Origin of the sequence: Pseudomonas sichuanensis, from assembly GCF_003231305.1 — a bacterium.
GTDB lineage: Bacteria > Pseudomonadota > Gammaproteobacteria > Pseudomonadales > Pseudomonadaceae > Aquipseudomonas > Aquipseudomonas sichuanensis.
Genome location: NZ_QKVM01000004.1, coordinates 1 through 17,013, shown reverse-complemented (window position 1 = coordinate 17,013; position 17,013 = coordinate 1). Strand labels below are relative to the sequence as shown.

Genomic DNA, 17,013 nt, shown 5'->3' with positions numbered 1-17,013 from the left:
CAGGCCATGCGCAAACCTTGTGGGAGCTGCGGTTCGCCGCTGCGACTTGCCAGCGATGAGGCCAGTACAAGCAACACAAAATCGTTGATTTCACAGGGCGGGGGAAATTTCAGCGATACGCCTCCACCGGCACACACGAACAGAACAGGTTCCGGTCCCCATACACATTGTCGACCCGGTTCACCGCCGGCCAGTATTTATGCTGGCGCGCGTGAGCGCTGGGGGCGATGCCCTGCTCGATGCTGTAGGGCCGGTTCCACGGCGCCAGCACGTCGGCCAGGGTGTGCGGGGCATGCTTGAGCGGGTTGTCCTCGGCCGGCCAGTTGCCGTCCTGCACTTGCGCAATCTCGGCGCGGATCGCCAGCATCGCCTCGACAAAACGGTCCAGCTCGGCCTTCGACTCGCTCTCGGTAGGCTCGACCATCAGTGTGCCCGGCACCGGGAACGACATGGTCGGGGCATGGAAGCCATAGTCCATCAGGCGCTTGGCCACGTCTTCCTCGCTGATGCCAGTCAGCGCCTTGAGCGGGCGCAGGTCGAGGATGCACTCGTGGGCCACCCGCTGGTTGCGCCCGCTGTAGAGCACCGGGAAGGCATCGCGCAACTGGCTGACGAGGTAGTTGGCCGACAGGATCGCCACTTCACTGGCATCGGCCAGCTGTGGCCCCATCATGGCGATGTACATCCAGCTGATCGGCAGGATGCTGGCGCTGCCCCACGGCGCGGCACTCACCGCCGTGTTGTTCGGGTCCAGCCCAGGCACCGGCACGACCGGGTGGCTGGCGACGAACGGCTTGAGGTGCGCACGGATGCCGATCGGCCCCATGCCCGGGCCACCGCCGCCATGGGGGATGCAGAAGGTCTTGTGCAGGTTCATGTGCGAAACGTCGGCACCGATGTCGGCCGGGCGCGCCAGCCCAACCTGGGCGTTGAGGTTGGCGCCATCCATGTACACCTGGCCGCCGTGCTGGTGGATCACCTCGCAGATCTCGCGGATGCCCTCCTCGTACACCCCATGGGTCGAGGGGTAGGTGATCATCAGGCAGGACAGCCGTTCGCCGGCGGCCTGGGCCTTGGCCTTGAGGTCGTCGAGGTCGACGTTGCCCTGCTCGTCGCACTCGACGATCACCACTTCCATGCCGGCCATCTGCGCCGACGCCGGGTTGGTGCCGTGGGCCGAGGACGGAATCAGGCACAGGGTACGCCTGGGTTGGTGGCGGCTCTGGTGGTAGCGGGTGATCGCCATCAGCCCCGCGTACTCGCCCTGGGCGCCGGAGTTGGGCTGCATGCAGATGGCGTCGAAACCGGTGATGGCGCACAACCAGCTTTCCAGCTCGTCGATCATCGCCTTGTAGCCCTGCACCTGGGCGGCCGGGGCGAACGGGTGCGGCAGGGCGAACTAGGGCCAGGTGATCGGGATCATCTCGCTGGTGGCGTTGAGCTTCATGGTGCAGGAGCCCAGCGGAATCATCGACTGGTTGAGCGCCAGGTCCTTGTTCTCCAGCTGCTTGAGGTAGCGCAGCATCTCGGTTTCGCTGTGGTGCAGGTTGAACACCGGGTGCTGCAGGATCGGCGTGCGCCGCACCAGGGCGCCGGGGATGCCCTCGGGCAGGGCTTGCTGGTCCAGGGTGGCGATGTCCAGGCCGTGGTCGACGCCGAGGAAGATGTCGAACAGCTTGAGCACCGTGGCTTCGTCGCAGGTTTCGTCCAGGCTCACGCCCAGATGCCCACGGCCAAGAATGCGCAGGTTGATGCGGGCAGCCTCGGCGCTTTCGATGATCGCCGCCTGGGTGCCGCCGACGTCCAGCGTGAGGGTGTCGAAGAAGTGCTGGTTGAGGCGCTTGATGCCTTTGCTCTCCAGCCCGGCGGCCAGAATGAAGGTCAGCCGGTGCACCCGCTGGGCAATGCGTTGCAGGCCTTCGGGGCCGTGGTAGACGGCGTAGCAGCTGGCAATGTTGGCCAGCAGCACCTGTGCGGTGCAGATGTTGGAGTTGGCCTTCTCGCGGCGGATGTGCTGTTCGCGGGTCTGCAGGGCCATGCGCAGCGCAGTGTTGCCACGGGCATCGCGGGACACCCCGATGATGCGCCCGGGCATGGCCCGCTTGTAGTCGTCACGGCAGGCGAAATAGGCCGCGTGGGGGCCACCGAAGCCCATAGGCACGCCAAACCGCTGGGTGGACCCGAGCACCACGTCGGCGCCCAGCTCGCCCGGTGGGGTGAGCACCACCAGGCTGAGGATATCCGCCGCGACGCAGGCCAGGGCCTGTTGGCCGTGCAACTGGTCGATCAGCGGGCGCAGGTCACGCACTTCGCCGTGGGTGTCGGGGTATTGCAGCAACGCGCCGAACACCTGGTGGCTGGCGAGGTTATCCACAGAGTCGATGATCAGCTCGAAGCCGAAACCTTCAGCGCGGGTCTTGAGTACCGACAGGGTTTGCGGATGGCAATGCTGGTCGGCGAAGAACGCGTTGCTCTTGCTGCGCGCCACGCGCTTGGCCAGGGCCATGGCCTCGGCGGCGGCAGTGGCCTCGTCCAGCAGCGAGGCGTTGGCCAGGGCCAGGCCGGTGAGGTCGATCACCATCTGCTGGTAGTTCAGCAGCGCTTCCAGGCGCCCCTGGGCGATCTCGGGCTGGTAGGGCGTGTAGGCGGTGTACCAACCCGGGTTCTCCAGCACGTTGCGCAGGATGACGGTGGGGGTGACGGTGGCGTGGTAGCCCATGCCGATCAGGCTGGTCCACAGCTGGTTCTGCGCGGCGTAGCCGGCGAGCTTGGCCAGGGCGGCCTGTTCATCGAGGGCCGGCGGCAGGTCGAGCGGGCGGTTGAAGCGGATACCGGGCGGCACGGTCTGCTCGATCAGCTCGCCGCGGCTGGCGACGCCAAGGGCGTCGAGCATGGCCTGCTGCTCCTGGGCATCGGGCCCCAGGTGGCGACTCAGGAATGGGTTGGGTGCTTGCAGTTGATGCAGGGACGGCGACTGGGACATGGCGACGATCTCTTCCTGGACCAGTTCTCATGGAGACTTACAAGTCTAGGAAGGGATCGGGGATGGTGCGGGAAAACTTGCACAAAGCCGGGGCTGCTTCGCAGCCCTTTCGCGGCACAAGGCCGCTCCTACAGGAGAATGCGATCCTCTGTAGGAGCGGCCTTGTGTCGCGATAGGGGCGCATGGCGCCCCCAGAGGCTTACTCGCCGATGGCAGCCTTGTAGCCGGCAGCATCCAGCAGCTTGTCCAGCTCGGCCGGGTTGCTTGGCTTGAGCTTGAAGATCCAGGATTCGTAGGGCTCTTCGTTGAGCAACTCCGGGCTGTCGGCCAGCTCTTCGTTGACCGCGATCACTTCGCCACCGATCGGGGCGTAGATATCGGAGGCAGCCTTCACCGACTCGACCACGCCGGCAACGTCGCCTGCGGCGAACACCTTGCCGACTTCGGCCAACTCGACGAACACCACGTCACCCAGGGCTTGCTGGGCGTGGTCACTGATACCAACGGTCACTGTGCCGTCGGCTTCCAGGCGGGCCCATTCATGGCTTTCGGCAAAACGCAGGTCGGCGGGGATTTGGCTCATAGTCTTGTATTCCTCGATTGGGTCAGCGGTTGGCCCGCCGTTTAATTAGTCAGATCAGGATCTTGCCGTGGCGCACGAAGGTCGGTTTGACCACCCGCACCGGGTACCACTTGCCGCGGATCTCCACCTCGGCGCGTTCGCCAGTAGCAATGGGCACGCGGGCCAGGGCAATGGACTTGCTCAGCGTAGGAGAGAAACTACCACTGGTGATCTCCCCTTCGCCAATCCCGGACACGCGGACCACCTGATGGGCGCGCAGCACGCCGCGCTCTTCCAGCACCAGGCCGACCAGTTTTTCCTGCACACCTTGCTCGATTTCCGCCAGCAGGCCGGCCCGGCCGATGAAGTCACGGCCGGCCGGCTCCCAGGCAATGCTCCAGCCCAGGTTGGAGGTCAGCGGAGTGTGGGCTTCGTCGATGTCCTGGCCATAGAGGTTCATGCCGGCCTCCAGGCGCAGGGTGTCGCGGGCACCCAGGCCGCTCGGGGCTATGCCGGCACCCACCAGGTCGTTGAAGAACGCCGGGGCCTGCGCGCCGGGCAGGATGATCTCCAGGCCGTCTTCGCCGGTGTAACCGGTGCGGGCGATGAACCAGTCACCTTCGGCAACGCCTTCGAACGGGCGCAACTCGCGGATCAGGGCCGCGCGCGCGGGGCTGAGCAGGGCTGCGACCTTCTCGCGAGCTTGCGGGCCCTGGATGGCGAGGATCGCCAGCTCCGGGCGCAGCTTGAAACTGATGGCGAAACCGGCGCTGTGCGCCTGCAGCCAGGCCTGCACCTTGTCGCGGGTGGCCGCGTTGGCCACCAGGCGATAGCCGTCCTCGGTGCGGTAGGCGATCAGGTCGTCGATAACCCCGCCGTCGGCGTTCAGCAGCGGGCTGTAGAGGGCCTTGCCGGGGGCATCGAGGCGGGTCACGTCATTGGCCAGCAGATGTTGCAGCCAAGGGGTGGCGGCACAGCCATCGATGTCGATGACGGTCATGTGGGAGACATCGAAGACCCCGCAGTCACTGCGCACCTGATGGTGCTCCTCGACTTGCGAGCCGTAGTGCAGGGGCATGTCCCAACCGCCAAAATCGACCGTCTTGGCGCCGAGCGCCAGGTGCAGGTCATACAGAGGCGTACGCTGTCCCATGGGTTTCTCCTTCCGGGCGTGGCGAGGCGGCGGCAGTCGGCGATGTTCAGTCATCACCTGTTCTTGTAGGAGCCGCCGCTGCGAATGCCGCGCATTGTAGCCGCAAGCAGTCGGCCTGACACCCTCAGCGCGGTTGCCCCGGACGATGGGCCGAGCGGCGGATCAAACCGATGACCGGCAGCAGGCCGACCAGCACCAGGCTCAGCGCCGGCAACGAGGCGCGCGCCCATTCGCCTTCGCTGGTCATCTCGAACACCCGCACGGCCAGGGTGTCCCAGCCGAACGGGCGCATCAGCAGGGTGGCCGGCATTTCCTTGAGCACGTCGACGAACACCAGCAACGCAGCGCTCAGGGCACCCGGCACCAGCAACGGCAGATACACCTTGAAAAACAATCTCGGCCCGGCGACCCCAAGGCTGCGTGAAGCCTCCGGCAGCGACGGGCGGATGCGCTCCAGGCTGCTTTCCAGCGGGCCGTAGGCGACGGCGATGAAGCGCACCAGGTAGGCCAGCAGCAACGCCGACAGGCTGCCCAGCAGCAGCGGTTTGCCCGCCCCGCCCAACCATTGCGAAAACGGAATCACCAGTTGATTGTCGAGGTAACTGAACGCCAGCATGATCGACACCGCCAACACCGAGCCCGGCAAGGCATAGCCCAGGTTCGCCAGGCCGACCCCGGCACGGATGCCGGTGGTCGGCGCCTGGCGCCGGGCAAAGGCCAGTAGCAAGGCGGCGCAGACGGTGATCAGCGCCGCCATGCCACCCAGGTAGAGGGTATGCAGCACCAGCCCGAGATAACGCTCGTCCAGGTCATGCCGGCCTCGCTGCCAGCACCACACCAGCAGTTGCAGCAGCGGGATGACGAAGGCGCAGGCGAACACCAGCAGGCACCAGCTGCTGGCGGCGAACGCCTTGATGCCCCGCAGATGATAGAGCGCCTGCCCCCGAGGCCGTTCGTTGCCACTGCGGCTGGCGCCGCGTGAACGACGCTCGCCGTACAGCACCAGCATCACTGCCAGCAGTAGCAGGCTGGCCAGCTGCGCCGCGCTGGACAGGCTGAAGAAGCCGTACCAGGTCTTGTAGATGGCGGTGGTGAAAGTGTCGAAGTTGAACACCGACACCGCGCCGAAATCGGCCAGTGTCTCCATCAGCGCCAGGGCGATACCCGCACCGATGGCCGGCCGCGCCATGGGCAATGCCACCCGCCAGAACGCCTGCAACGGCGACAGCCCCAGCACCCGCGCCGCCTCCATCAGGCCCTTGCCCTGGGCCATGAACGCGGTGCGCGCCAGCAGGTAGACGTAGGGGTAGAACACCAGCACCAGCACGGTGATCACCCCGCCGGTGGAGCGTACCCGGGGCAGGCGCATCGGCCCGAAGACTTCGCGCAGGGCGCTCTGCACGGGGCCGGCGAAATCCAGCAGGCCAACGAATACGAACGCCAGGACATAGGCCGGGATGGCGAATGGCAGCATCAGCGCCCAATCCAGCCAGCGCCGCCCAGGGAACTCGCAGAGGCTGGTGAGCCAGGCCAGGCTTACGCCCACCACAGTCACGCCGACACCGACGCCCAGCACCAGGGTCAGGGTGTTGCCCAGCAGGCGGCTCATCTGGGTGTCGAGCAGGTGCGACCAGATCTGCAGGTCGACCGTCTGCCAGGACAGCAGCAGGACGCTCAGCGGCAGCAGGACCAGCGCGGCGATGAGAAAGACCGGGGGGTACCAGCGGCGTTGGGGGGCGTGGGGCAAGGCGGGGATCTCTTCTGCAGTGACATAGCATCGCGGGGCAAGCCCGCTCCCACGGGCCACGTGGGAGCGGGCTTGCCCCGCGATGAATGCTCAAGAATAAGGCGTTGGACTCAGTTCCAGCCAGCCCGATCCATCAAGCGAATAGCCTCGGCCTGGCGCTTGCCGGCCACTTCCACCGGAATGCTGTCAGCCTTGAAGCTGCCCCAGGCCGCCACTTCTTCCGAAGGCTTTACCTTGGGGTTGGCCGGGAACTCCTGGTTGATGTCGGCGAACAGTTTCTGCGCATCCTCGCCGGTCATCCACTCCACCAGCTTTTTCGCCGCTTCCGGGTGCGGTGCATGCTTGGTCAGGCCGATGCCCGACAGGTTGACGTGCACGCCACGGTCGCCCTGGTTTGGCCAGAACAGCTTCACTGGCAGGTCAGGCTTCTCTTTGTGCAGGCGGCCGTAGTAGTAGGTGTTGACGATGCCCACGTCGCACTGGCCGGCGGCGATGGCATTGAGCAGTGCGGTGTCGTCGGAGAACACGTCGGTGGACAGGTTGTTGACCCAGCCTTTGACCAGTTTTTCGGTTTCAGCCTCACCGTGGTTCTGGATCAGCGTGGCGGTCAGCGACTGGTTGTAGACCTTCTTCGCCGTGCGCAGGCACAGGCGGCCTTCCCACTGCTTGTCGGCCAGGGCTTCGTAGGTGCTCAGCTCCGAAGGTTTCACGCGCTCGGTGGAGTAGACGATGGTCCGCGCACGCAGGCTCAGGCCGGTCCAGTCGTGGGACGAGGCGCGGTATTGCGCAGGGATGTTCTTGTCGATGATGTCTGACTTGATCGGCTGCAGGATGCCCATCTGCTCGGCCTGCCAGAGGTTGCCGGCATCGACGGTGAGCAGCAGGTCGGCCACGCCGTTCTGGCCCTCGGCCTTGATGCGCTGCATCAGCGGCGCTTCCTTGTCGGTGATGAACTTGACCTTGACGCCGGTCTTGGCGGTATAGGCGTCGAACACCGGCTTGATCAGCTCGTCGATGCGCGAGGAGTACACCACCACTTCGTCCGCCGCCTGGGCGGTGCCGCCGAACAGCGTGAGGGCCAGGGCGGCCAGTAGGGGTTTGCGGGGCAACATGGGGGGCACTCCTCGCTGATATGAGAGGTGCGAATGGTAGTGAATCCCATTTTCTGGCTCACCTGCCGAGCAGTTACCAGATGTTGCAAACAATCGCGGGGCAAGCCCGCTCCCACAGGACTGGCGTGGGAGCGGGCTTGCCCCGCGATTGGACCTCAAGCCCTGGCCAGCTCCGGCAGGTCCCCAGACAACCCCAGCGCCTGACGCACGAACAGCGCCTTGGCCTCAGGCATCTGCTCCACCAGCTTCAAGCCGCTGTTACGCAACCAGCGCAACGGCAACGGGTTGGCCTGGAACAATCGCTCGAAGCCTTCCATCGCCGCCATCAGCGCCAAGTTGTGCGGCATGCGCCGGCGCTCGTAGCGGCTCAATACCTTCACATCGGCCAGACGCTCGCCACGCTCAGTGGCGCGCACCAGCTCCTCGGCCAGCACCGCGGCATCGAGGAAGCCCAGGTTGACCCCCTGCCCCGCCAGCGGGTGAATGGTGTGGGCGGCATCGCCGATCAGCGCCAGGCCCTCATCCACATAACGCTTGGCATGGCGCTGGCGCAGCGGTACGCACACCCGCGAGTCCGCTTCCAGCACCTCGCCCAGACGCCCTTCGAAGGCACGCTCCAGCGCAGCGCGGAACGCCGCGTCGTCCATTGCCATGGCCTGCTCGGCCTGCTCCGGGGTGGTCGACCAGACGATCGAACACCAGTCCTGTTTGCCATCGCGGTCGAGCGGCAGAAAAGCCAGCGGGCCTTCGTCGGTGAAACGCTGCCAGGCCGTGGTGCGGTGTGCTTGGCTGCAACGCACGCTGGTGACGATGGCGTGGTGCAGGTAATCCCACTCACGGGTTTCGCAACCGGCCAGGCGGCGCACCGCCGAATTGGCGCCGTCGGCGGCGATCACCAGCGGCGCGCGCAGTGTGCGGCCATCGGCGAGGGTCAGCAGCCACTCGTCGCCGGAGCGGCGCAGCTGCTCCAGGCGAGCGTTGGCCAGCAGGCCGACGTCGCTGTCGTGCAGACGCTCCAGCAGGCCATCCTGGATGACCCGGTTCTCGACAATGTGGCCGAGCACCTGGGCGTGCACACTGGCCGCCGAGAAGTGGATCTGCCCGGTGCCGCTGCCATCCCAGACATGCATGTCCGAATACGGCGAGACCCGCCGCCGGGCGATGCCGTCCCAGGCGCCAAGGCGCTCGAGGATGCGCTGGCTGGCCGCCGACAGCGCACTGACGCGCGGCTCGAACGGCGCCTGGGCATCGAAAGGCTTGACCGACAGCGGGCCGCCATCGAGCAGGAGGATTTCCAGGCCACTGTGGCGCAGGGCCAGGGCCAGGGCGCTGCCGACCATACCGGCACCGACAATCAACAGATCTGCGCGCATTTCCATGCCTTACGCCTGCCTCGCTTGCGGCTTGAGCCGCACATATAGGGTTTTGTCGACCCGCGCCACCAGCTCGCCGGCGCCATCGCGGATCTCCACCTGCAACCTGGGCAGGTATTTCTTGCCGCTGGCGGTCTGCTGGCGAATCTCGTCCAGCAGCGCGTCGTCGACGTGGAATTCGGCGTACACCGGGCCCTTGCCCGGCGAGATGAAATCGATGCTGGCGGCCTTGTCCCAGACGATGTATTCGCGCCCCAGCTGCTCGATCAGCAGCAGCATGTAGAACGGGTCGACCATCGAGTACAGGCTGCCGCCGAACTGGGTACCGACGTAGTTGCGGTTCCACCGCGTCAGTTTCATGCGCACCTTGACGCTGCGCATGTCTGGGCTGATGGCCTGGACGCGGATGCCGGCCCCCAGGTAGGGCGGGTAGCAGTTGAGCAACCAGCGCAGCAGGCGGGCCTTGCGCGCTAGCTTGCGGGGATCGCTCATGGGCGGCCCCGCGGGTCAGGGCGGGTGCCAAGGCCCATGGCCTGCCGGGCGAACCAGCTTTTTGCCGGCGGCAACAGGTCGAGGCCCAGCAGGCCAAGGTTGCGCCCGGTGGTGATCAGTGGCTGGTTGCTGCCGAACACGCGGGTGACCTGGTCAGAGAAGCCGATGGTCAGCGCCTGGTCGAGCCGCTGGCGCTGCTGGTAAGCCTGCAACGTGGCCAGGTCGCCCGGTTGTTGCGGGCCGGCCAGCAGCGCGTCGGCCAGCGACTGCACGTCACGCAGCGACAGGTTGAAGCCCTGGCCGGCAATCGGGTGCAGGCTGTGGGCGGCGTTGCCGAGCGCCACCAGGTGCGGACGTACCTGCTCCTGGGCCTCGACCAGCGCCAGCGGGTACAGGTGCCGCGCGCCCACCTGGCGCAAGGCGCCGAGACGGTAGCCGAAGGCGTCCTGCAGCTCACGCAGGAAGCTGCGCTCGTCAACCTCGGCCAGGCGTCGGGCGTCCATGCCCTGGCGGGTCCAGACCAGCGCACAGCGGTTTTCCGGCAACGGCAGCAACGCCATCGGGCCTTGTTCGGTAAAGCGCTCGAACGCCTGGCCGCGGTGGGCCTCGCCCGGGGTGATGTTGGCGATCAGCGCGCTCTGGTCATAAGGCGTGCTGCGCACGTGGATGCCCAACTGTTCACGCAAGCCAGAGCGGCCGCCGTCGGCCAGCACTGCCAGGTCGCACTCCAGCGAAGTGTCGTCGTCCAGTTGCAGGCGGTAGCCGCCGGCGATGGCCTGCATCGCCTTCACCTCAGCCGGGCAGCGCCAGCTCACCACCTCATTGTCGATGGCTTGCCACAGGCACTGGCCGAGCCAGGCGTTTTCGACCACGTAACCCAGCGCCGGCACGCCCTCTTCGAGCGCATCCAGGCGGGTGGCGCCAAAGCGGCCACGGTCGGACACCTGGATCTGGCTGATCGGCTCGGCGCGGCGGCTGATGGCCTGCCACAAGCCCAACTGTTCGTAGATTTGCCGGGTGCCGTAGGACAGCGCCGAGGAGCGCGCGTCGTAGCTGGGCTGGAAGCTGTCGCCCGGGGCGAACGGCTCGATCAGCAGGATTTTCCAGCCGCGGGCCTTGGCCCCGGCCTGGAGCGTGAGGGCAAGGCTGGCGCCAACCAGCCCGCCACCGATGATCGCCAGGTTGACCCGGCTCATGCCACAGCCTTGCGGGCATCGAGCATCAGCGCTTCGATCTCGGCGATGGTTCTCGGTACGCCCGAGGTGAGGATTTCACAACCTTGCCTGGTGACTACCACGTCGTCCTCGATCCTTACGCCGATGCCGCGCCATTTCTTCGCGACGTTCTGGTTGTCGGCGGCAATGTAGATGCCCGGCTCGACGGTCAGGGCCATGCCCGGTTCGAGCACGCGCCACTGGCCGCCGACCTTGTATTCGCCCACGTCGTGCACATCCATGCCCAGCCAGTGCCCGGCGCGGTGCATGTAGAAGGCGCGGTAGGCCTCGCTGTCGATCAGCGCCTGCACTTCGCCCTTGAGCAGGCCCAGTTCCACCAGGCCTTCGGTGATCACCCGCACGGTGGCCTCGTGGGCATGGTTCCAATGCTTGCCGGGGGCGATCACCGCGAAGGCCGCGGCCTGGGCCGCGAGCACCAGTTCGTAGATCGCCTTCTGCTCCGGCGAAAAACGCCCGCTGACCGGGAAGGTGCGGGTGATGTCGCTGGCGTAGCAGTCGATCTCGCAACCGGCGTCGATCAGCACCAGGTCACCGTCCTTGAGCGGCGCGTCGTTCTGCTGGTAATGCAGGATGCAGCTGTTGCGCCCGGCCGCGACGATCGAGCCGTAGGCCGGCATCTTCGCCCCACCCTTGCGGAACTCGTAGCCCAGCTCGGCTTCCAGGCTGTATTCGTGCAGCCCGGCGCGGCAGGCCTGCATGGCCCGCACATGGGCCCGCGCCGAGATCGCCGCGGCCTCGCGCATGACTTTCACTTCCGCCGCCGATTTATACAGGCGCATGTCGTGCAGCAGATGATCCAGGGCAACGAATTCGTTCGGTGGTTGCGCGCCCAGGCGGGCCTTGGAACGGATCACGTTGATCCAGTCCATCAAACGGCGGTCGAACTCGGGGTTGCTGCCCATGGCGCTGTAGACCCGCTCGCGGCCTTCGATCAGGCCGGGCAGGATCTCGTCGATATCGGTGATGGGGAAGGCGTCGTCGGCACCGAAGTCGCGCATCGCACCGTCCTGGCCGGCGCGCAGGCCATCCCACAGCTCGCGCTCCGGGTTGCGTTCACGGCAGAACAGCACGTACTCGCCATGCTCGCGGCCAGGGATCAGGGCAATCACCGCCTCGGGCTCGGGGAAGCCGCTGAGGTACTGGAAATCGCTGTCCTGGCGATAGACGTGCTCGACGTCGCGGTTGCGGATGGCAACGGCGGCGGCGGGCAGGATGGCGATGCTGTTGGGGACCATCTGCGCCATCAGCGCCTTGCGCCGACGGGCGTACTCCGCCTTGGGTATGTGGCTCATGGGCAAACGACCCCGAATCGATCAGTGCAGCGATGGCTTGGGCGCGGGCGCGGCCGGTGCGGCCAGCTCGGTGTACAGCAGCAGCGGCGCGACACGCAGGTACTCCATGACTTCCATGTAGTCGCTCTCGCCGTCCTCGGACTCTTCCAACGCTTCCTGGACTTGCGAAATGGCTACCAGGTCCTGGAGCACTTCCTTGGCATCGGTGGACAGGTCCTTGCCGCCGGCGTTCAAACCGAAACCGGTGATGAAGCCCTGGCACCACTGGCCCAGCGCGGTGGCGCGGTCGCTCAGCGCGGCATCGTCGGAAGGCAGCAGCAGCACGATGGCGACGTCTTCGCCGGTCAGCTCGGCCTTGACCATCTCCTGCAGGCCGACCAGGGCATTGCGAACCGTGTCGCCGGGTTCGGTTTCCAGCAGTTGGGCGGCGTCGGCCAGCCAGGCCTCGGCATCGAAGCCGGCACCGGCGCAGCTGCGGCCGATCAGCAGGCCATGCAGCTCGGCCGGGGTGACAGGGTGGCCATTGCTGGACAGCAGCATGGCGAAGGCGATGTAGGGCGATTGGGTATTGGGCATGGGCAGCTAGGCGCCAGACGGCGCAATGACTAGAATGAAGGCCTTGTATCCTAGCACCGGCAGGCGCGCCAAGACCATCAGCACTGGCCGCATGGCGACTGTGCGGGCATGATCGCAAGGTGAGTCGACGATGGAGCGAATCGAGTGCAACCCATGCAAGAGAACGACCTGCAAGCGCTGATGAGCCGGTTCGAGTCGCTGATCGAGCGGGTCGAGCAACTAAAACGGCAAAATGCACTCTTAGTAGCGCAGGAAAAAACCTGGCGCGAGGAGCGCGCCCACCTCATCGAAAAGAACGAGATCGCCAAGCGCAAGATCGAATCGATGATCCTGCGTCTCAAGGCCCTGGAGCAAGACTCATGAGTTCAAGCAATAGCGTCACCGTCCAGATCCTCGACAAGGAATACTCGATCATCTGCCCGCCCGAGGAGCGCAACAACCTGGTCGGTGCCGCCCGTTACCTCGACGGCAAGATGCGCGAGATCCGCAGCAGCGGCAAAGTGATCGGCGCCGACCGCATCGCGGTCATGGCCGCCCTGAACATTACCCACGAGCTGCTGCACCGCCAGGACCGACCGGAAGCGGCCAGCAGTGGCGGCACCACCCGCGAGCAGGTGCGCGACCTGCTGGAACGGGTCGATCAGGCGCTGGCCGACGATCCGGTTAGCAAAAACGATTGAGATTGGTATACTGGCGCCACTCCCTGGGGGATGCGCCAGTCGGTTATGTCCCTGAGCCGATACGCACAACCACGGGGGTTGCACGCTGGGGCCGGTGTGCATGTCCGCCCGACGGAAAGCCTTAACGCCCCCTGCAATCTCCACCTTGAACTTTCGGGTTCAAGGGCTACACCGATAGCGGTCTTGTCGGGGAGCCTGCATTCAGAACTGCCCGCCTCCAACGGCGGGCTTTTCGTTTCTTCAGGGACCGCCCGTGCCATGACCGACACCGCGCCGCTCACCCGCCCCCAGCTTCGCCGCCTGCTGCGCAATGCGCGCCGCGCCCTCACACCCGCCCAGCAAAGCCAGGCCGCGCTTGGCCTGTACCGCCAGCTGGCGCAGGATCCGTTGTTCCGCCGCGCCCGCCACATTGCCCTGTACCTGCCCAACGACGGCGAGATCGACCCGCGCCTGCTGTTGCGCGAGGCACACAAGCGCGGCAAGCGCGTCTACCTGCCGGTGCTGCACGCCTGGCCACGCACGCGCATGGTGTTCCAGCGCTTCGAGCAGGGTGAAAAACTAAGGCCTAATCGCTTCCGGATCTCGGAGCCGATAATCGAGCGCAAGCGCCAACGACCCGTCTGGGCGCTGGACCTGGTCCTGCTGCCGCTGGTCGGTTTCGATGAAATGGGGGGGCGCCTGGGCATGGGCGGTGGCTTCTACGACCGCAGCCTGGCCTACCTGGGGCGGCGCAAGGCCTGGAAAAAACCGCTGTTGCTGGGGCTGGCGCACGAATGCCAGAAGGTCGAACGCCTCACTCAGGCAAGCTGGGATGTACCGCTGCGGGGGACGGTCTCGGACCGTGACAGATACCTGGCGCCGAGGTGATCAGGCTCGAAAATGTGGATCAGCGCTGCTGTTGCGCCGGGTCGACCGGCATTTGCTGGCTGGCGGCGTCCAGCTTGCGCTCCCACAGGCCCTGCGCATAACCGGTAGTCACCACGCCCAGGCCGAAAATGAAGGCGAGGATCCAGAGCAGGTCCGGTTTACGTTGTTTCATCGAATGCCCCCCTAGGCAAACTGTCCGTGCTCGGCGCCTTTATGGGTGGCGGCCGGAGCGTCTGTCTTTAAAATCGGCGCATTTTCCGCCAACGTGAGCCCACACGCAAACGTTGACGCCAACCGGCTGTCGGTTTGATGCAACGAGTTATTTCAAACCCTTTCAGGAGCAGTATCCATGGCCTACTGGCTGATGAAATCCGAGCCCGACGAACTCTCCATCGAAGGCCTGGCAAGGCTCGGCACCGCCCGCTGGGACGGGGTGCGCAACTACCAGGCGCGCAACTTTCTGCGGGCCATGAGCGTCGGCGACGAATTTTTCTTTTATCACTCCAGCTGCCCGCAACCCGGCGTGGCCGGCATTGCCCGGATCAGCGCCGCCGCCTACCCGGACCCAACCGCGCTGGACCCTGCAAGCCACTATCACGACCCCAAGGCCAGCGCCGACAAGAACCCCTGGAGCGCCGTGGACGTAGAGCATGTGCAGACCTTGCGCCAGGTACTCGGCCTGGGGCTGCTCAAGCAGCAGGCCGCCCTTGAGGAACTGCCGCTGGTGCAGAAGGGCAGCCGCCTGTCGGTGATGCCGGTAACCGCAGCCCAGTGGGAGGCGATCATCGCCCTGAGCCGTTGATCACTGCACGATCAGGTTGTTGAACAGCAGGTCCTCGACGATCGGCTTGCCCTCTTCGGCTTCCATCACCTGCTGCACTTGCTTGAGCGCGTCCTGGCGCAGTTTTTCCTTGGCTTCGACGTTGCTCATGTTGTCCACACCCTGCTGGGTGAACAGCGCCACCAGCTGGTTGCGGATCAGCGGCTCGTGGTGCTTGACCGCAGCGGCGGCGGCATCGCCGGTCACGCGCAGGGCAACGTCGGCCTTGAACACACGCAGCTTGGGGCTGCCGTCAAGGGCATAGTTGCCGACGAAGGGCGGGCTGAGGCTGATATAGCTCACCTTGGGCGCCCCTTCCTTGGCCTCCTCGGCCATCGCCACGGCTGGCAGCATCAGGGCCAGCACCATCAAGATCCACGCTTTCACCAATTACGCTCCTCAATACAGTTGGCGCCAGCTTACCCAGCGCGCCGGGCAAACCCAAGCCCGGGCTTATGCCGGCACATCAGGGCGGGCCATGCTCGTTGACCCGCCAAACGGCCCTCCTACACTTATCGGCCACCACACGCAAAGGAATAGCCCTGATGAAAGCCTTGTTGTGCAAAGCCCTGGGCCCGGCGCGGGACCTGGTTCTGGAAGAGGTCGCCAGCCCCGCGCCGAAGAAGAACGAGATCCTGCTCGAGGTGCATGCCGCCGGGGTCAACTTTCCCGACACCCTGATCATCGAAGGCAAGTACCAGTTCCAGCCGCCCCTGCCGTTCTCGCCCGGCGGTGAAGCGGCCGGCGTGGTCGCAGCGGTCGGCGAGAAGGCCGGCGCGTTCAAGGTCGGTGACCGGGTCATGGCCCTGACCGGCTGGGGCGCCTTCGCCGAGCAGGTGGCGGTGCCGTTCTACAACGTGTTGCCGATCCCCGCAGGCATGGACTTCACCACCGCCGCCGCCTTCGGCATGACCTACGGCACCTCGATGCACGCACTGACCCAGCGTGGCCAGCTCAAGGCCGGCGAGACCCTGTTGGTGCTGGGCGCCTCGGGGGGCGTGGGCCTGGCTGCGGTGGAAATCGGCAAGGCCCTGGGTGCGCGGGTGATCGCTGCAGCCAGCAGCGCCGACAAGCTGGCGGTGGCCAAGGCCGCCGGGGCCGACGAGCTGATCGACTACAGCCAGGCCAGCCTGAAGGACGAGATCAAACGCCTGACCGGCGGCCAGGGGGTGGACGTGGTCTACGACCCGGTGGGCGGCGCGCTGTTCGAGCAGGCCGTGCGGGGGCTGGCGTGGAACGGCCGGCTGCTGGTGGTGGGCTTTGCCAGCGGCACGATCCCGCAGCTGCCGGTGAACCTGGCGCTGCTCAAGGGCGCGGCAGTGATCGGGGTGTTCTGGGGAGCGTTCGCCCAACGCCAGCCGGAGGACAACGCGGCCAACTTCCGCCAGCTGTTTGCCTGGCATGCCGAGGGCAAGCTGAAGCCGTTGGTGTCGCAGACTTATGCTTTGGCTGAAGGGGGTGCGGCGATCGAGCGGCTGGCGCAGCGCCAGGCGGTGGGCAAGTTGGTGGTGGTGGCCAGGTAGCATTGTCATGGCTGTTCTGGCCTCATCGCCGCCGCGGCTTGCCAGCGATGAGGCCCGCTCAGGCAGCCAGAAACTCAGACCTCACGCAGGTTATGGCAGCGCCTGAACCGCGCCTCCAGGTTGCGATCCGGCATCTGGTGGCTGCGCAGGGCATTGAGCGTCTGCTCCACATACTCGCGCGTGGTGCCATAGCGCCCTGTGGCGCTGGCGAGGATCTGGCTGAACAGGGTGTCTGGCAGGTTACCCGCGTAGCACGGCAGGTGCCTTTCCAGCACAAAACCCAGGGCCTGCACCTTGCTGCCGTCACCCAGGCGGCAACTGAGCCAGTGCGGGCGATAGGCCGGGTAAGGCATCTCGCGTTGCCATAAGGCCATCAGCGAATCGTCCAGGTTGCTCTCGTCCAGGCGGTAGGCGAACCCGCTGCACGAACCGCCACGATCAAGGCCGAACACCAGCCCAGGGCATTCCGGGGTGCCGCGATGTTCGTGAGACCAGAGGTAAAGGCCACGGTGATAACCATGCACCCGCGCCCGCTGGCGCTCGACCGAATTGCACTCAGGGCGCCAGATCAACGAGCCATAGGCAAACAGCCACACCG

General features: G+C 66.0%; 17 protein-coding genes, 1 other RNA gene and 1 pseudogene. 6 read left to right on the top strand and 13 right to left on the bottom strand.

The window, feature by feature from the left end:
- Positions 1-109 precede the first annotated feature (109 nt).
- From gcvP to DM373_RS02985, 10 genes and pseudogenes are all read right to left on the bottom strand, one after another.
- Positions 110-2,983 (bottom strand): annotated as a pseudogene (gene gcvP / locus DM373_RS03030) (aminomethyl-transferring glycine dehydrogenase).
- A 199-nt stretch (positions 2,984-3,182) separates the two neighbouring features.
- Entirely contained in the window at positions 3,183-3,566 is a 384-nt protein-coding gene (gene gcvH / locus DM373_RS03025) for a glycine cleavage system protein GcvH (RefSeq protein ID WP_110992155.1), read from the bottom strand.
- A 49-nt stretch (positions 3,567-3,615) separates the two neighbouring features.
- Positions 3,616-4,698 (bottom strand): glycine cleavage system aminomethyltransferase GcvT, encoded by a 1,083-nt coding sequence (gcvT, locus tag DM373_RS03020; protein ID WP_110992154.1) that lies wholly within the window; start codon positions 4,696-4,698, stop codon positions 3,616-3,618.
- Between the two features lie 124 nt (positions 4,699-4,822).
- Positions 4,823-6,445: an ABC transporter permease gene (locus tag DM373_RS03015; protein WP_110992153.1), complete on the bottom strand. Its 1,623-nt coding sequence runs from the start codon at positions 6,443-6,445 to the stop codon at positions 4,823-4,825.
- A gap of 110 nt (positions 6,446-6,555) precedes the next feature.
- Positions 6,556-7,557 carry an extracellular solute-binding protein gene (locus DM373_RS03010; protein ID WP_110992152.1) on the bottom strand — a complete coding sequence of 334 codons (1,002 nt, stop codon included), beginning with the start codon at positions 7,555-7,557 and terminating at the stop codon, positions 6,556-6,558.
- A gap of 155 nt (positions 7,558-7,712) precedes the next feature.
- Positions 7,713-8,930: a 2-octaprenyl-3-methyl-6-methoxy-1,4-benzoquinol hydroxylase gene (locus DM373_RS03005; RefSeq protein WP_167409793.1), complete on the bottom strand. Its 1,218-nt coding sequence runs from the start codon at positions 8,928-8,930 to the stop codon at positions 7,713-7,715.
- A 9-nt stretch (positions 8,931-8,939) separates the two neighbouring features.
- Positions 8,940-9,422 (bottom strand): DUF4442 domain-containing protein, encoded by a 483-nt coding sequence (locus DM373_RS03000; RefSeq protein WP_110992150.1) that lies wholly within the window; start codon positions 9,420-9,422, stop codon positions 8,940-8,942.
- Positions 9,419-10,618, bottom strand: coding sequence for a 2-octaprenyl-6-methoxyphenyl hydroxylase (gene ubiH / locus DM373_RS02995; RefSeq protein ID WP_110992149.1), 1,200 nt, complete (start codon positions 10,616-10,618; stop codon positions 9,419-9,421). The genes DM373_RS03000 and ubiH overlap by 4 nt, the downstream gene beginning before the upstream one ends.
- Positions 10,615-11,949 carry a Xaa-Pro aminopeptidase gene (pepP, locus tag DM373_RS02990; protein WP_110992148.1) on the bottom strand — a complete coding sequence of 445 codons (1,335 nt, stop codon included), beginning with the start codon at positions 11,947-11,949 and terminating at the stop codon, positions 10,615-10,617. The genes ubiH and pepP overlap by 4 nt, the downstream gene beginning before the upstream one ends.
- 21 nt (positions 11,950-11,970) lie before the next feature.
- Entirely contained in the window at positions 11,971-12,525 is a 555-nt protein-coding gene (locus DM373_RS02985) for a YecA/YgfB family protein (protein WP_110992147.1), read from the bottom strand.
- Between the two features lie 153 nt (positions 12,526-12,678).
- Here DM373_RS02985 and DM373_RS02980 point away from each other — a divergent pair, with 153 nt between their 5' ends.
- The 4 genes from DM373_RS02980 (at position 12,679) to DM373_RS02965 (ending at position 14,072) form a co-directional block, all read left to right on the top strand.
- On the top strand, positions 12,679-12,888 hold the full coding sequence (locus DM373_RS02980) for a TIGR02449 family protein (protein WP_110992146.1): 210 nt from the start codon (positions 12,679-12,681) through the stop codon (positions 12,886-12,888).
- A complete protein-coding gene (locus DM373_RS02975) occupies positions 12,885-13,205 on the top strand; it encodes a cell division protein ZapA (protein ID WP_110992145.1) in 321 nt (106 codons plus the stop codon). Before DM373_RS02980 ends, DM373_RS02975 begins: the two co-directional genes overlap by 4 nt.
- Positions 13,206-13,222: 17 nt before the next feature.
- Positions 13,223-13,402, top strand: a non-coding RNA gene (gene ssrS / locus DM373_RS02970) — 6S RNA.
- Between the two features lie 61 nt (positions 13,403-13,463).
- Positions 13,464-14,072: a 5-formyltetrahydrofolate cyclo-ligase gene (locus DM373_RS02965; protein ID WP_110992144.1), complete on the top strand. Its 609-nt coding sequence runs from the start codon at positions 13,464-13,466 to the stop codon at positions 14,070-14,072.
- Positions 14,073-14,091: 19 nt separating this feature from the next.
- Here the strand turns inward: DM373_RS02965 and DM373_RS28900 are convergent, their stop codons facing one another.
- Positions 14,092-14,244, bottom strand: coding sequence for a hypothetical protein (locus DM373_RS28900; protein ID WP_167409789.1), 153 nt, complete (start codon positions 14,242-14,244; stop codon positions 14,092-14,094).
- A 177-nt stretch (positions 14,245-14,421) separates the two neighbouring features.
- On the opposite strand from DM373_RS28900, the gene DM373_RS02960 reads away from it, so the two are divergent.
- Positions 14,422-14,874 (top strand): EVE domain-containing protein, encoded by a 453-nt coding sequence (locus DM373_RS02960; RefSeq protein WP_110992143.1) that lies wholly within the window; start codon positions 14,422-14,424, stop codon positions 14,872-14,874.
- Here the strand turns inward: DM373_RS02960 and DM373_RS02955 are convergent, their stop codons facing one another.
- Positions 14,875-15,279: a flagellar basal body-associated protein FliL gene (locus DM373_RS02955; RefSeq protein WP_110992312.1), complete on the bottom strand. Its 405-nt coding sequence runs from the start codon at positions 15,277-15,279 to the stop codon at positions 14,875-14,877.
- Positions 15,280-15,437: 158 nt separating this feature from the next.
- Between DM373_RS02955 and DM373_RS02950 the strand changes: the two genes are divergently transcribed.
- Positions 15,438-16,415 (top strand): NADPH:quinone oxidoreductase family protein, encoded by a 978-nt coding sequence (locus DM373_RS02950; RefSeq protein ID WP_110992142.1) that lies wholly within the window; start codon positions 15,438-15,440, stop codon positions 16,413-16,415.
- Between the two features lie 74 nt (positions 16,416-16,489).
- On the opposite strand, the gene DM373_RS02945 is transcribed toward DM373_RS02950, so the two are convergent.
- Entirely contained in the window at positions 16,490-17,011 is a 522-nt protein-coding gene (locus DM373_RS02945) for a gamma-glutamylcyclotransferase (RefSeq protein WP_244215030.1), read from the bottom strand.
- Positions 17,012-17,013: the final 2 nt, after the last annotated feature.

Excerpts from the sequence above, each read along its gene's own strand:
- gcvH (WP_110992155.1), bottom strand. The coding sequence starts at position 3,566 with ATGAGCCAAATCCCCGCCGACCTGCGTTTTGCCGAAAGCCATGAATGG.
- gcvT (WP_110992154.1), bottom strand. The coding sequence starts at position 4,698 with ATGGGACAGCGTACGCCTCTGTATGACCTGCACCTGGCGCTCGGCGCC.
- DM373_RS03010 (WP_110992152.1), bottom strand. The coding sequence starts at position 7,557 with ATGTTGCCCCGCAAACCCCTACTGGCCGCCCTGGCCCTCACGCTGTTC.
- DM373_RS03005 (WP_167409793.1), bottom strand. The coding sequence starts at position 8,930 with ATGCGCGCAGATCTGTTGATTGTCGGTGCCGGTATGGTCGGCAGCGCC.
- DM373_RS03000 (WP_110992150.1), bottom strand. The coding sequence starts at position 9,422 with ATGAGCGATCCCCGCAAGCTAGCGCGCAAGGCCCGCCTGCTGCGCTGG.
- ubiH (WP_110992149.1), bottom strand. The coding sequence starts at position 10,618 with ATGAGCCGGGTCAACCTGGCGATCATCGGTGGCGGGCTGGTTGGCGCC.
- pepP (WP_110992148.1), bottom strand. The coding sequence starts at position 11,949 with ATGAGCCACATACCCAAGGCGGAGTACGCCCGTCGGCGCAAGGCGCTG.
- DM373_RS02985 (WP_110992147.1), bottom strand. The coding sequence starts at position 12,525 with ATGCCCAATACCCAATCGCCCTACATCGCCTTCGCCATGCTGCTGTCC.
- DM373_RS02980 (WP_110992146.1), top strand. The coding sequence starts at position 12,679 with ATGCAAGAGAACGACCTGCAAGCGCTGATGAGCCGGTTCGAGTCGCTG.
- DM373_RS02975 (WP_110992145.1), top strand. The coding sequence starts at position 12,885 with ATGAGTTCAAGCAATAGCGTCACCGTCCAGATCCTCGACAAGGAATAC.
- DM373_RS02965 (WP_110992144.1), top strand. The coding sequence starts at position 13,464 with ATGACCGACACCGCGCCGCTCACCCGCCCCCAGCTTCGCCGCCTGCTG.
- DM373_RS28900 (WP_167409789.1), bottom strand. The coding sequence starts at position 14,244 with ATGAAACAACGTAAACCGGACCTGCTCTGGATCCTCGCCTTCATTTTC.
- DM373_RS02960 (WP_110992143.1), top strand. The coding sequence starts at position 14,422 with ATGGCCTACTGGCTGATGAAATCCGAGCCCGACGAACTCTCCATCGAA.
- DM373_RS02950 (WP_110992142.1), top strand. The coding sequence starts at position 15,438 with ATGAAAGCCTTGTTGTGCAAAGCCCTGGGCCCGGCGCGGGACCTGGTT.